Consider the following 13,451-nt stretch of genomic DNA (forward strand, 5'->3'; position numbering starts at 1 on the left):
CGGCGTCCCCTCCTGTGTGAGGGGATTTTTCGTTTCTTTGAATGTCGCAGCCGCAGGCAGAGACGATCGATGGAGCTTTGAGGATCATGAGCGAGACGAACCCCGCTGCCGCCGCTACCGCCGCTGCCGTGTCGGCGGAGGCCGCACCGCACCGGTACACGGCAGCCCTGGCGGCCGAGATCGAGGCACGCTGGCAGGACGTCTGGGACGCCGAGGGCACGTACGCCGCGCCGAACCCGAAGGGTGACCTGGCCGGCGACCCCGAGGTGGTGGCGCGGCCCAAGAAGTTCATCATGGACATGTTCCCGTACCCCTCCGGTGCGGGCCTGCATGTCGGCCACCCCCTGGGATACATCGCCACCGATGTATATGCCCGCTTCCAGCGGATGACCGGCCACAACGTCCTGCACACCCTGGGCTTCGACGCCTTCGGTCTGCCCGCCGAGCAGTACGCCGTGCAGACCGGTACGCACCCGCGCGTGTCCACCGAGGCCAACATCGAGAACATGAAGTCCCAGCTGCGCCGGCTGGGCCTGGGCCACGACAAGCGCCGGTCGTTCGCCACGATCGACCCGGACTACTACAAGTGGACCCAGTGGATCTTCCTGCAGATCTTCAACTCCTGGTACGACGACGAGGCCGGCAAGGCCCGCCCGATCACCCAGCTGATCGCCCAGTTCGAGTCCGGTGAGCGCGCGGTCCCCGGCGGGCGCTCCTGGGACCGGCTGACCGCCGCGGAGCGCGCCGACGTCCTGGGCGGGTTCCGCCTGGCCTACGCCTCCGAGTCGCCCGTCAACTGGTGTCCCGGCCTGGGCACCGTGCTGGCCAACGAGGAGGTCACCGCCGACGGCCGCTCCGAGCGCGGCAACTTCCCGGTCTTCAAGGCCAAGCTGCGCCAGTGGAACATGCGGATCACCGCCTACGCCGACCGGCTGCTGGAGGACCTGGACGAGCTGGACTGGCCCGAGGCCATCAAGCTGCAGCAGCGCAACTGGATCGGCCGGTCCGAGGGCGCCCGCGTCGACTTCCCGATCGACGGCGAGCACATCACGGTCTTCACCACGCGCCCCGACACGCTGTTCGGCGCGACCTACATGGTGCTGGCCCCCGAGCACCCGCTGGTCGAGAAGTTCACCCCCGCGGCCTGGCCCGAGGGCACCCACCAGGTGTGGACCGGCGGCCACGCGACCCCGGCCGAGGCCGTCGCCGCGTACCGCGCGCAGGCCGCCTCGAAGTCGGACGTCGAGCGGCAGGCCGAGGCCAAGGACAAGACCGGCGTCTTCATCGGCGCGTACGCCACCAACCCGGTCAACGGCGAGAAGGTCCCCGTCTTCATCGCCGACTACGTCCTGATGGGCTACGGCACCGGCGCGATCATGGCCGTCCCGGCGGGCGACCAGCGCGACTTCGAGTTCGCGCGCGCCTTCGAGCTGCCGATCCACTGCATCGTCGAGCCGACCGACGGCCGCGGCACCGACACCTCGACCTGGGAGAACGCCTTCGGGTCGTACGACGCGAAGATCATCAACTCGTCGAACGACGAGATCTCGCTGGACGGCCTGAGCGTCGTCGACGCCAAGGCGCGCGTCACCGAATGGCTGGAGCGCAAGGGCACCGGCGAGGGCACCGTCAACTTCCGGCTGCGCGACTGGCTGTTCAGCCGCCAGCGCTACTGGGGCGAGCCCTTCCCGATCGTCTACGACGAGGAGGGCATCGCCCACTCCCTGCCCGAGTCGATGCTGCCGCTGGAGCTGCCCGAGGTCGAGGACTACAGCCCGCGCACCTTCGACCCGGACGACGCCGACACCCGGCCCGAGACGCCGCTGTCCCGCAACGAGGAGTGGGTCAACGTCACCCTGGACCTGGGCGACGGACCGAAGAAGTACCGGCGTGAGACCAACACCATGCCCAACTGGGCCGGTTCCTGCTGGTACGAGCTGCGCTACCTGGACCCGCACAACGAGCGGCAGCTGGTCGACCCCGAGATCGAGCAGTACTGGATGGGCCCGCGCGAGGGCCAGCCGCACGGCGGTGTCGACCTGTACGTCGGCGGCGCCGAGCACGCCGTGCTGCACCTGCTGTACGCCCGCTTCTGGTCCAAGGTGCTGTACGACCTGGGCCACGTCTCCTCCGCGGAGCCGTTCCACAAGCTGTTCAACCAGGGCATGATCCAGGCCTACGTCTACCGCGACAGCCGTGGCATCGCCGTGCCGGCCGCCGAGGTGGAGGAGCGCGACGACGCGTACTACCACCAGGGAGAGAAGGTCTCCCGGCTGCTGGGCAAGATGGGCAAGTCCCTGAAGAACGCGGTCACTCCGGACGAGATCTGCGCCGAGTACGGTGCCGACACGCTGCGCCTGTACGAGATGGCGATGGGCCCGCTGGACGTCTCCCGGCCGTGGGACACGCGCGCGGTGGTCGGCCAGTTCCGGCTGCTGCAGCGGCTGTGGCGCAACATCGTCGACGAGGCCACCGGTGAGGTCACCGTCACCGACGCCGCGCCCGACGAGGAGACGCTGCGCGCCCTGCACAAGGCGATCGACGGCGTGCGCCAGGACCTGGAGGGCCTGCGCTTCAACACCGCCATCGCCAAGGTCACCGAGCTGAACAACCACCTGACCAAGGCGGGCGGTGCCCTGCCTCGCTCGGTCGCGGAGCCGCTGGTGCTGCTGGTCGCGCCGCTGGCCCCGCACGTCGCCGAGGAGCTGTGGGGCCGGCTGGGCCACACCGGCTCGGTCGTCCACCAGGACTTCCCGGTCGCCGACCCGACTTACGTCGTGGACGAGACCGTGACCTGCGTCGTGCAGATCAAGGGCAAGGTCAAGGCCCGCCTGGAGGTCCCGCCGTCCATCTCCGAGGAGGAGCTGGAGAAGGCGGCGCTGGCCGACGAGAAGGTCGTCGCCGCGCTGGACGGTGCCGGGATCCGCAAGGTGATCGTGCGGGCGCCGAAGCTGGTGAACATCGTTCCGGCGTAACGCTCGGGGTAGTCCCCTACGGGCAGGTTCGGGGTTTTTCAGGAACCCCGGGCCTGCCCGTAGCGTTTACCGTGGAGAGCAGCGCGGTGCGCGCCGCGCCAGTCCGGAGGAGGAGCGCCGTGGAAGCAGTCGTCGCAGTCTTCGCCCTGCTCTTCCTGCTGTTCGTCGTCCTGGGCGCCTACGCCACGGTCAAGGTGATCGGCGCCGCCAAACGCGGTGTCGACCGTACGATCACCCAGGCCCGCCGCACGGTCGAGGACCACACGCTGCGCGCCAAGTCCGTCGTCCAGCCCGGCCCGGCCGGCGAGATAGCGCAGCTCCGGCTGAGCCTGCGCACCTCGATGCGCGCCACCCAGGACGCGTTGCAGGCGGGAGCCGTCGAGGACGAGTCGCTGCGGGAGTCCCTCGGCCTCTTCGAGCGGCTCAGCGTGCACGGGCACGAACTGGACGACGAACTCAGGCGCCTGGAGTCCGAGCCCGACCGTGCCACGCTCGCCGAGCGGCTGCCCGAGCTGCGCACCCGCACCGAGCGCATCACCCGGTCCGCCGACTCCCTGCGCTGGGCCGCCCGCGACCGGGCCCACCGCTTCGCCGAGGACGACCTCGACACACTGAGCGCCCAGATCGACGTCGAGACCGGCGCGCTGCGGCACTGGACGCATGCGGAGCCCACGCCGCAGCCGTGGCCCGACGCCCCGGCCGACGACCAGCGGACCGCACAGCAGACCTGGCCGGAGCCCCCTCGGCCCGACGCCGCCGAAGAACCGGCCCGGCCGTCCCTCACCCCGCCCGGCCGACGCCAGACATACGCATGGCAGAAGAAGGCCCGCCCGGAGAGCACCACTTGATCCGGCCGGCCCCGGCCCAGGTCACCGGGGCCGGGCTGCCGTCCAGGCGCTACGACAGGTAACCTCCAGCTCATGTCCTGCCATGTCGCTATCGTCACCGATTCAACGGCCTACCTGCCGCAGCGGACGATGGAGCGCCACGGCATCACCGCGGTACCCCTGACCGTGGTCCTCGGCGACCAGGCGCTCGAAGAAGGCACCGACATCTCCACCCGCTCCCTGGCCCAAGCCCTCCAGAAGCGGCGCCCCGTCACCACCTCGCGTCCCAGCCCCCAGGTGTTCGCGGAGACCTACCGCAAGGTCGCCGAGTCCGGCGCGACCGGCATCGTCTCCCTCCACCTCTCCGCCGAACTGTCGGGCACGTACGACGCCGCGGTCGTCGCGGCACGCGAGGCGCCCGTGCCGGTAAGGGTGCTGGACACCGGCATGGTCGCGATGGCCCTCGGTTTCTGCGCCCTCGCCGCGGCCGAGACGGCGGAAGCGGGCGGCACGGTGGACGAGGCCGTCACCGCGGCGGAGAAACGAGCCGCGGGCACCTCCGCCTACTTCTACGTCGACACGCTCGACTATCTGCGCCGGGGCGGCCGGATCGGCGCCGCGCAGGCACTGCTGGGCTCCGCCCTCGCAGTCAAGCCGTTGCTGGAACTGGACGGCGGTCGTATCGAACTCCTCGAGAAGGTACGGACGGCGTCGAAGGCGATCGCCCGCCTCGAGGAGATCGCGGCCGAACGGGCGGGCGGCGCCGAGGTCGACATCGCCGTGCACCACCTCGCCGCCCCCGACCGCGCCGCGGCCCTCGCGGACCGGCTCCGGGCGCGGGTGCCGGGGCTGGCCGACCTCCACGTGAGCGAGATCGGCGCGGTGATCGGGGCGCACACCGGCCCGGGGCTGCTGGGAGCCGTGGTCTCGCCGCGCTGACCCGCTGTCAGCCGCATCACTCGTGCGGGTGGCGCGGTTTTCCACAACCGGCCCGTCCTCCACGGAAATCGAGCAAGATCATCGCGAAGTGACGGGATGTCGGATCCTCGTCGCATGGCACTTCGATCACGTTCGCGCACAGCACCCGCGACCAGCGGCCCCGGCCGCGCCCCCGCTTCCGACAGCCGCAGCCGGCACCGCCGTCCAGCCACCCGTCGTCCAGCCGCCCGCCGCCCCGCCCGGCACCGCCACGCACCGGCCGAAGAACTGCGCCGCCGAGCGGAACTGCTCTTCGCCGAAAGCGCCCACCGGCCGAAGGAGTCGGGACACGGACCCCCACCGGGACAGCCACGAGCGGGTACGGCGAGCGGGGTGGGCACGGCGCCGGGGATCAGCACGACGCCGCGGATGAGCACCGCGTCGCGGATGAGCACCGTGCCGTTCGCCGCGTCCACGGACGCCGTGGAGACCGGCCCGGACGACGGGTCGGTGAGCCCCGACTGGCGGGAGCGGGCCGGGTTCGCGCTGCGGGAGCGGATGCCGGTGTGGTTGCAGGCGCGCTGCGGTCTTCAGCGGCGCGGCGTGATCGCGCTCACGGTACCGCTGGCCGTCGCCGCGCTGTTCGCCGTGCAGCACTTCTGGGCCGGCCGCACCGAGTCCGTCAGCGCACCGCAGGTGGTGCGGGCCGAGACCCCGTACGCGAATCAGAAGGAGACGGAAGGGGGAGAGCGCGGCGGCCACGCGCGGGAGACGCGGACCGCTCCCGGAAGCACCGCCGGCGCCGCCCCGGGCACCGGGACCGAGATCGTGGTGGACGTCAGCGGCAAGGTACGGGACCCCGGAATCCACCGTCTGCCGGCCGGTTCACGGGTCGCCGACGCGCTGCGTGCGGCGGGCGGGGTACGCCCGGGCACCAGCACCGAGGGACTCAACCGGGCCCGCTTCCTCGTGGACGGCGAGCAGGTCGTCGTGGGCGGCCCCGCACCGCCACCAGGTCCCGCACCGGGGCCCGCTCCGGGCACCGGGACGGGTTCAGGTGCGGCAGGCACGACGGCGGGAGCCGGACCCTCGGCACCGATCTCCCTGAACACGGCCACCGCGGACCAGTTCGACGCCCTGCCCGGCGTCGGCCCGGTGCTCGCCCAGCACATCATCGACTACCGCACCCGGCACGGCGGCTTCCGCTCGGTCGACGAACTGCGCCAGGTCAACGGCATCGGCGCCCGGCGCTTCGCCGACCTGCGGAACCTGGTGCGGCCATGAGCCGGGCACCCGACCGGCCGACGCACTCCCGCGCGCTCCCGGCCACGCGGGGGCGGGAGCCGAGGGAGGCCCCGTCGCCCGACAGCGGCCACCCGGAGCGTCCCGCCGCCCGCCGCGCCGTGCACGCCGCCTCCGGGAAGCGACTGGGCGCCGCACACCCCCGGCAGGAGGGACCGACGGACCTGCGTCTGGTCCCACCCGCGCTCGCGGCCTGGGGGACGGCGGCGCTCACGCTGGACATCCCGCCGGGCCGGACCGCCGGCCTCGTGATCGGCTGCCTGATCACGGCGGCGATCCTGCTGTACGGGCGGTGGACACAAGCCCCGCCCCCGTCGATCGCCCGGCCGCGCGTCACGGTCGCCGCGGCACTCCTCTGCGTCGCCGCGTCCGCCGCCTCCGCCGGGCTGCACGGGGCGGACCTGCGCCGCGGGCCGGTGCCCGCGCTGGCCCGGCAGCACGCCACGGTGACCGCCGAGGTCGAGGTCGGCTCCGATCCCTGGCTCAGCAGACCCCGGGTCACGGGCGATCACGCGGCCCCGGTCGCCGTGCTGGTCCGAGCGGAGGTGCGGCGCGTCGAGGAGGCCGACGGGACGGTGGCGGCGACCCGGACCCCCGTGCTGGTGGTCGTCGACGCGGGCACACCGGGCCCGCGCGGAGTTCCCGAGGAGCGCGCGACGGGCACGCGGGCGGCCTGGCTCGGCCTGCTGCCCTCGACACGGCTCCGGGTCAACGGCCGACTGGCACCGGAGCCGACGGGAGGTGACCGGAGCGCGGCCGTGCTGCGGGTGCGGGCCGGGCAGGCGCCGGAGGTCGTGGGAAGGCCGAACGGGCCGCAACGCCTGGCGGGGCGGCTGCGGGCCGGGCTGCGCGAAGCGACCGACGGGCTGTCGGCCGACGCACGGGCGCTGCTGCCCGGGCTGGTCGTCGGGGACACCTCCCGGATCACGCCCGAGCTGGACGAGGCCTTCAAGGAGACGGACCTGGCGCACACCCTCGCGGTCTCCGGCAGCAACCTGACCATCCTGCTCGCCCTGTTCATCGGGCCACCCGGGCTGGCCCAGCGCGCCGAACGCCGTGGAGCGGCGCGGCGCCTCGGCCTCTCCCTGCGGGCGACCGCACTGCTCGCGGCGGCGCTCACGCTCGGCTTCGTCGTCGTGTGCCGGCCGGACCCGAGCGTGCTGCGGGCCGCGGCCTGCGGCGCCGTCGCCCTGCTCGCGCTGGCGACCGGACGCCGCAGATCGCTGGTGCCGGCGCTGGCGACGGCCGTCCTGCTGCTGGTCCTGTACGACCCGTGGCTGGCCCGCAGCTACGGCTTCCTGCTCTCCGTGCTGGCCACCGGTGCCCTGTTGACACTCGCGCCCCGCTTCGCCGCGGCACTGCTGCGACGCCGGGTGCCGCCGCGGCTCGCCGAGGCGCTGGCCGCCGCTGCCGCCGCACAGGCCGTGTGCGCGCCGGTCGTCGCCGTGTTGTCGGCGCGGGTGAGCCTCGTGGCGGTGCCGTGCAATCTCCTCGCGGAGTTCGCGGTCGCCCCGGCCACGGTCCTGGGCTTCGCGGCGCTGGCGACCGCGCCGGTGGCGATGCCCGTCGCCAAGGCCCTGGCCCGGCTGGCGAGTTGGCCGGCCGGATGGATCGCGGGCGTGGCCCGGGGCGGGGCCGGGCTGCCCGGCGGGGGAGTCGACTGGCCGGGCAGCTGGGCCGGGGCGCTGCTGCTCGCCGTCGCCACGGTGGCCGTCGTGCTCCTCGGACGGCGGCTGGTGCGGCACCCGTGGTGGTGCGGTGTCTGCGGGCTGCTGCTCCTGCTCGCCGTGGTGCGCCCGGCGCCGCTGACCAGGGTGATCACCGGCTGGCCGCCACCCGGCTGGCGGCTGGCGATGTGCGATGTGGGGCAGGGCGACGCGACGGTGCTCGCGGCGGGCGGCGGCACCGGGGTGGTGGTGGACGCGGGTCCCGATCCGGCGCTGGTGGACCACTGCCTGCGGGAGCTGGGCATCACCCGGATCCCCCTGGTCGTGCTGACGCACTTCCACGCCGACCACGTCGCGGGACTGCCCGGGGTGCTGCGTGGGCGGTCGGTCGGCGGGATCGAGACCACGGGCTACGAAGAGCCCGCCGAGCAGGCCGAGTTCGTACGGCGGGAGGCGGCCGCACGGAACATCCCCCTCGCCCACGCGGTCGCCGGGGAGCGGCGGCGGACGGGACCGCTGTCCTGGCAGGTGCTCTGGCCGCCGCCCGGCCCGGCCGTTTGGGAGCCGGACGGGCCCAACGACGCCAGTGTGGCGCTGCTCGTCCGGTCGGCCGGGCTGCGACTGCTGCTCCTCGGGGACCTCGAACCCCCGTCCCAGCAGGCGCTGTCGAGATCGCCGACGGCGGCCGGGCTGGGCCGCGTCGACGTCCTCAAGGTCGCCCACCACGGTTCGGCCTACCAGGACCCGGACCTGATACGCCTGGTGGCCCCGCGCGTCGCGCTCATCTCGTGCGGCGCGGACAACCCGTACGGCCACCCGGCGCCCAGCACCGTACAGGCGCTGCGGGACGAGGGCGCGGTGGTGCTGCGCACGGACCGGGACGGGGCGCTGGCGGTCGGAGGGACGGGCGGGGCGGACGGGGAGCTGCGGGTGGCGAGAGACTGAGGGCATGAACTCCGCACAGGCCGACGCCTACCTCCGCCGCCTGGGGGTCGCGCACCCGGCGCTGCCCACCGCCGAAGCACTGCGCGAACTGCATCTCGCCCATCTTCGGACCGTGCCCTTCGAGAACCTGTCGGTGCACCTCGGCGAGGAGATCGTGCTGGAGGAGGAACGGCTCGTGGACAAGCTGGTGGGCGCGCGGCGGGGCGGGTTCTGTTACGAACTGAACGGGGCCTTCGGGGCGTTGCTCACCGCGCTGGGCTTCGACGTCGACCTGCTCGCGGGGCGGGTGTACGGGGACGAGGGCCGGCTGGGGATCCCGTACGACCATCTGGCGCTGCGGGTGCGGACGGTGGACGGCGGTGAATGGCTCGCCGACGTCGGGTTCGGGGCGCACAGCCACTATCCGCTGAAGCTGGGGGAGCGGGGCGGGCAGCCGGACCCCGGCGGGACCTTCCGGATCGCGGCGGCCGGCCCGGACCAGGCCGGGGCGCGCGGAGGCGGCGGCCAGGGTGAGGCGGTGGACCTGGACGTCGTGCGGGACGGCGCGCCCCAGTACCGCCTGGAGACGCGGCCCCGGGCGCTCGGCGACTTCGCCTCCGGTGCCTGGTGGCACAGCACCTCGCCGCTGTCGCACTTCACGCGGTCGCTGGTCTGCTCACGGATCACGGAGGACGGAGGGAGGATCACCCTGAGCGGTCGCAAGTGGACGGTGACGGCCCCCGACGGGACGCGTGAGGTGCGGGAACTGGACTCGGACGAGGAGGTGCTTGCGGTGTACCGGGAGCGGTTCGGGATCGAGCGGGCCACCGTGCCGGCCGTGGGAGTGCCGGCCGGGGAAGTGCCCGCCGTGGGAGTGCCCGCCGTGAAGGCTCCGGCGGCGGGTCGCGGAGAATGACGCCGTGAGCGATGTGAGACATGTGCTGGTGCTGCCCGACCGTGACGCCGCGGAAGAGGTGGCGGAGGCGCTCGGGGAGCGGTTCGGAATCAAGGAGGAGCCGCAGCTGGTGCGGGACGCGCTGGCCGGTGAGGACGACGCCGAGGACGCGCAGTGGCTCGTGGTCCTGCGGGACGAGCAGCGGCGGCTGGGAGCGGAGGAACTGGACGCGCTGGCCGGCGAGTGGGACGGCTGGCGCGAGGAGCCGTAGGCCCGCGGGGCAGGCGCCGGGGCGTTGTCAGTGGCGCGTGGGATGCTTGTCGCGATGGCCAGGAAGACTGCGAATGACGACCCTCTCGCCCCGGTGACCCTTGCCGTGGGCCAGGAGGACCTCCTGCTCGACCGTGCCGTGCAGGAGGTGGTGGCCGCCGCCAGGGCCGCCGACGCCGACACGGACGTACGGGACCTGACCCCGGACCAGTTGCAGCCCGGCACGCTCGCCGAGCTGACCAGCCCGTCGCTCTTCGCGGAGCGCAAGGTCGTGGTCGTACGCAACGCGCAGGATCTGTCGGCCGACACGGTCAAGGACGTGAAGGCGTATCTCGGATCGCCCGCGGAGGAGATCACCCTCGTGCTGCTGCACGCGGGCGGCGCCAAGGGCAAGGGACTGCTCGACGCCGCGCGCAAGGCCGGGGCGCGCGAGGTGGCGTGTCCGAAGATGACCAAGCCGGCGGACCGGCTGGCGTTCGTGCGCGGGGAGTTCCGCGGGTTGGGGCGGTCGGCCACGCCCGAGGCGTGCCAGGCGCTGGTGGACGCGATCGGGAGCGATCTGCGGGAGCTGGCGTCGGCGGTGTCGCAGCTGGTCGCCGACGTCGAGGGGACGATCGACGAGGCCGTCGTCGGGCGGTACTACACCGGACGGGCCGAGGCCTCCAGCTTCACGGTCGCGGACCGGGCGGTCGAGGGGCGCACGGCGGAAGCCCTGGAGGCGCTCAGATGGTCGCTGGCGACCGGGGTGGCGCCGGTGCTGATCACCAGCGCGCTGGCCCAGGGCGTACGGGCCATCGGGAAGCTGTCGTCGGCGCGCGGTGGCCGCCCCGCCGACCTCGCCCGTGAGCTGGGCATGCCGCCCTGGAAGATCGACCGGGTGCGGCAGCAGATGCGGGGGTGGACGCCGGACGGGGTGGCGGTCGCCCTGCGGGCCGTGGCCGAGGCGGACGCGGGGGTGAAGGGCGGCGGGGACGATCCGGAGTACGCCCTGGAGAAGGCGGTCGTGACGATCGCACGGGCGGCCCGGTCCCGGGGCCGTGGGTAGCGGCCACGGCCTCCGGTCGTAGGACCGGCACAGGACACGCCGAAGGCCCCGCCGCGCGCCCTGGGGAAGGGAGAGCAGTGGGGCCTTCGGTTCAGGCTGTCGGATCCGCGCCCGCGTGGCGAACGCAGGCCGCGCGCGGATCCTGGGGTGCCGGTCGGGAGCGGATGAGAGAGGGCCCGCCCTGGGTCCTTCCGGCGATCAGATCAAGAAAGAGGTTCAGCCCTTGAGGGACGCGACCTTGTTGGCCAGCGCCGACTTCTTGTTGGCGGCCTGGTTCTTGTGGATGACGCCCTTCGAGACGGCCTTGTCGAGCTGACGCGCGGCAGCGCGCTGGTACTCGGTGGCCTTCTCGACGTCACCCGCGGCAGCGGCCTCACGGGCCTTGCGGATCGCGGTCTTCAGCGAAGACTTGACGGCCTTGTTGCGCAGCCGGGCCTTCTCGTTGGTCTTGATCCGCTTGATCTGGGACTTGATGTTCGCCACGAATGAGCCTTCTCAGGTTCTGGCACGGGGCCGCACGGGTCCCGTACCGGTGATTTCTTGGGTCGTGCCTCGTGCAGAGAGGGCATGAGACACAGCCACCCAGCCTACCAGCGGCTCATCGAGTGGCCCAAACCCGTCGTCGGTCCCCACCCGTGGGACCATGGAGACTACGTATCGATCCGACCCGAGGCATAAGGCGCCTCAAGAGACAGGACCCTGCGTGCCCGCGACCCCTAACCATGTGCCCGAGCCGAGCCGTACCGACCCGGCGCTGATCCGCAATTTCTGCATCATCGCGCACATCGACCACGGCAAGTCCACACTCGCCGACCGGATGCTCCAGCTGACCGGTGTGGTCGAGCAGCGGCAGATGCGTGCTCAGTACCTCGACCGGATGGACATCGAGCGTGAGCGCGGTATCACGATCAAGTCCCAGGCGGTGCGCCTGCCGTGGGCTCCCACCCACGACCCCGGCAACACGCACATCCTCAACATGATCGACACCCCGGGGCACGTCGACTTCACCTACGAGGTCTCTCGGTCGCTCGCCGCCTGCGAGGGGACCGTCCTCCTCGTGGACGCCGCCCAGGGCATCGAGGCGCAGACCCTCGCCAACCTGTATCTGGCGATGGAGAACGACCTCGCCATCATCCCGGTGCTCAACAAGATCGACCTGCCGGCCGCCCAGCCGGAGAAGTTCGCCGAGGAGCTCGCCAACCTCGTCGGCTGCGACCCCGACGACGTGCTCAAGGTCTCCGCCAAGACCGGCCTCGGCGTGGAGGCACTGCTCGACAAGGTCGTCGCCGAGATCCCCGCCCCGGTCGGCGTCAAGGACGCCCCCGCGCGCGCCATGATCTTCGACTCGGTCTACGACTCCTACCGCGGCGTCGTGACGTACGTACGAGTCATCGACGGGCAGCTCAACAAGCGCGAGCGCATCAGGATGATGTCCACCGGCGCCACCCACGAGCTGCTGGAGATCGGCACCAACTCGCCCGAGATGCTCCCGGCGGACGGCCTCGGCGTCGGCGAGGTGGGCTATCTGATCACCGGTGTGAAGGACGTCCGCCAGTCCAAGGTCGGTGACACCGTCACCAGCCAGGCCAAGGGCGCCACGGAGCCGCTCGGCGGCTACAAGGACCCCAAGCCGATGGTCTTCTCCGGTCTGTATCCGCTGGACGGCTCCGACTACCCCGAGCTGCGCGAGGCCCTCGACAAGCTCCAGCTCAACGACGCCGCGCTCGTCTACGAGCCGGAGACCTCCGCCGCCCTCGGCTTCGGCTTCCGCGTCGGCTTCCTGGGCCTGCTGCACCTCGACGTGATCCGCGAGCGCCTGGAGCGCGAGTTCGGCCTCGACCTGATCGCCACCGCGCCGAACGTCGTCTACCGCGTGCTCATGGAGGACGGCAGCGAGCACACCGTCACCAACCCGAGCGAGTTCCCCGAGGGGAAGATCGGCGAGGTGTACGAGCCGGTCGTGCGTGCCACCATCCTGGCGCCGAGCGAGTTCATCGGGTCGATCATGGAGCTGTGCCAGACCCGGCGCGGCACCCTCCTCGGCATGGACTACCTCTCCGAGGACCGGGTCGAGATCCGCTACACGCTCCCGCTCGCCGAGATCGTCTTCGACTTCTTCGACCAGCTGAAGTCCAAGACGCGCGGCTACGCCTCCCTCGACTACGAGCCCACCGGCGAACAGACCAGTTCCCTGGTCAAGGTCGACATCCTGCTGCACGGCGACAAGGTGGACGCCTTCTCCGCGATCACGCACCGCGACCAGGCGTACGCGTACGGCGTGCGGCTCGTGGCCAAGCTCAAGGAGCTGATCCCGCGGCAGGCCTTCGAGGTCCCCGTCCAGGCCGCCATCGGCTCCCGGGTGATCGCCCGCGAGACCATCCGCGCCATCCGCAAGGACGTCCTCGCCAAGTGCTACGGCGGTGACATCTCCCGCAAGCGGAAGCTGCTGGAGAAGCAGAAGGAAGGCAAGAAGCGGATGAAGATGGTGGGTTCCGTGGAGGTTCCGCAGGAGGCCTTCATCGCGGTCCTCTCCAGCGATGACAGCGCGGGGTCGGCCAAGGGCAAGAAGTAACCGCCGGTAATACGGAGTGGCGTCCGCAAATCGGGTGCAACAGGGGCTCGTCGTGC

Annotated in this window: 10 protein-coding genes; 9 read left to right on the top strand and 1 reads right to left on the bottom strand. The window is 72.3% G+C overall.

Features of this window, described 5'->3' with window-relative positions; all coding sequences use genetic code 11:
• Positions 1 to 86: 86 nt before the first annotated feature.
• The 8 genes from leuS (at position 87) to holA (ending at position 10,823) form a co-directional block, all read left to right on the top strand.
• On the top strand, positions 87 to 2,975 hold the full coding sequence (leuS, locus tag ABZ915_RS07205; RefSeq protein ID WP_361797158.1) for a leucine--tRNA ligase: 2,889 nt from the start codon (positions 87 to 89) through the stop codon (positions 2,973 to 2,975).
• Positions 2,976 to 3,094: 119 nt separating this feature from the next.
• Positions 3,095 to 3,823: a hypothetical protein gene (locus tag ABZ915_RS07210; RefSeq protein WP_361797161.1), complete on the top strand. Its 729-nt coding sequence runs from the start codon at positions 3,095 to 3,097 to the stop codon at positions 3,821 to 3,823.
• Between the two features lie 72 nt (positions 3,824 to 3,895).
• A complete protein-coding gene (locus ABZ915_RS07215) occupies positions 3,896 to 4,741 on the top strand; it encodes a DegV family protein (RefSeq protein WP_361797164.1) in 846 nt (281 codons plus the stop codon).
• 114 nt (positions 4,742 to 4,855) lie between these two features.
• Entirely contained in the window at positions 4,856 to 6,004 is a 1,149-nt protein-coding gene (locus tag ABZ915_RS07220) for a ComEA family DNA-binding protein (RefSeq protein ID WP_361797167.1), read from the top strand.
• A gap of 119 nt (positions 6,005 to 6,123) precedes the next feature.
• Positions 6,124 to 8,634 carry a ComEC/Rec2 family competence protein gene (locus ABZ915_RS07225; RefSeq protein ID WP_361797748.1) on the top strand — a complete coding sequence of 837 codons (2,511 nt, stop codon included), beginning with the start codon at positions 6,124 to 6,126 and terminating at the stop codon, positions 8,632 to 8,634.
• 4 nt (positions 8,635 to 8,638) lie between these two features.
• Positions 8,639 to 9,529, top strand: coding sequence for an arylamine N-acetyltransferase (locus ABZ915_RS07230; protein ID WP_361797170.1), 891 nt, complete (start codon positions 8,639 to 8,641; stop codon positions 9,527 to 9,529).
• Positions 9,530 to 9,533: 4 nt separating this feature from the next.
• Entirely contained in the window at positions 9,534 to 9,779 is a 246-nt protein-coding gene (locus tag ABZ915_RS07235) for a hypothetical protein (protein ID WP_361797173.1), read from the top strand.
• Between the two features lie 54 nt (positions 9,780 to 9,833).
• The gene (gene holA, locus ABZ915_RS07240; RefSeq protein ID WP_361797176.1) at positions 9,834 to 10,823 is read left to right on the top strand and encodes a DNA polymerase III subunit delta; all 990 of its coding nucleotides are present in this window, start codon (positions 9,834 to 9,836) and stop codon (positions 10,821 to 10,823) included.
• A gap of 216 nt (positions 10,824 to 11,039) precedes the next feature.
• Here holA and rpsT read toward each other — a convergent pair whose 3' ends face one another.
• Positions 11,040 to 11,306, bottom strand: coding sequence for a 30S ribosomal protein S20 (gene rpsT / locus ABZ915_RS07245; RefSeq protein ID WP_361797179.1), 267 nt, complete (start codon positions 11,304 to 11,306; stop codon positions 11,040 to 11,042).
• Positions 11,307 to 11,526: 220 nt separating this feature from the next.
• On the opposite strand from rpsT, the gene lepA reads away from it, so the two are divergent.
• Positions 11,527 to 13,395, top strand: coding sequence for a translation elongation factor 4 (gene lepA, locus ABZ915_RS07250; protein ID WP_361797182.1), 1,869 nt, complete (start codon positions 11,527 to 11,529; stop codon positions 13,393 to 13,395).
• Positions 13,396 to 13,451: the final 56 nt, after the last annotated feature.

The sequence above is a fragment of the Streptomyces sp. NPDC046915 genome, assembly GCF_040644935.1.
In the GTDB taxonomy this organism is placed as follows: Bacteria; Actinomycetota; Actinomycetes; order Streptomycetales; family Streptomycetaceae; genus Streptomyces.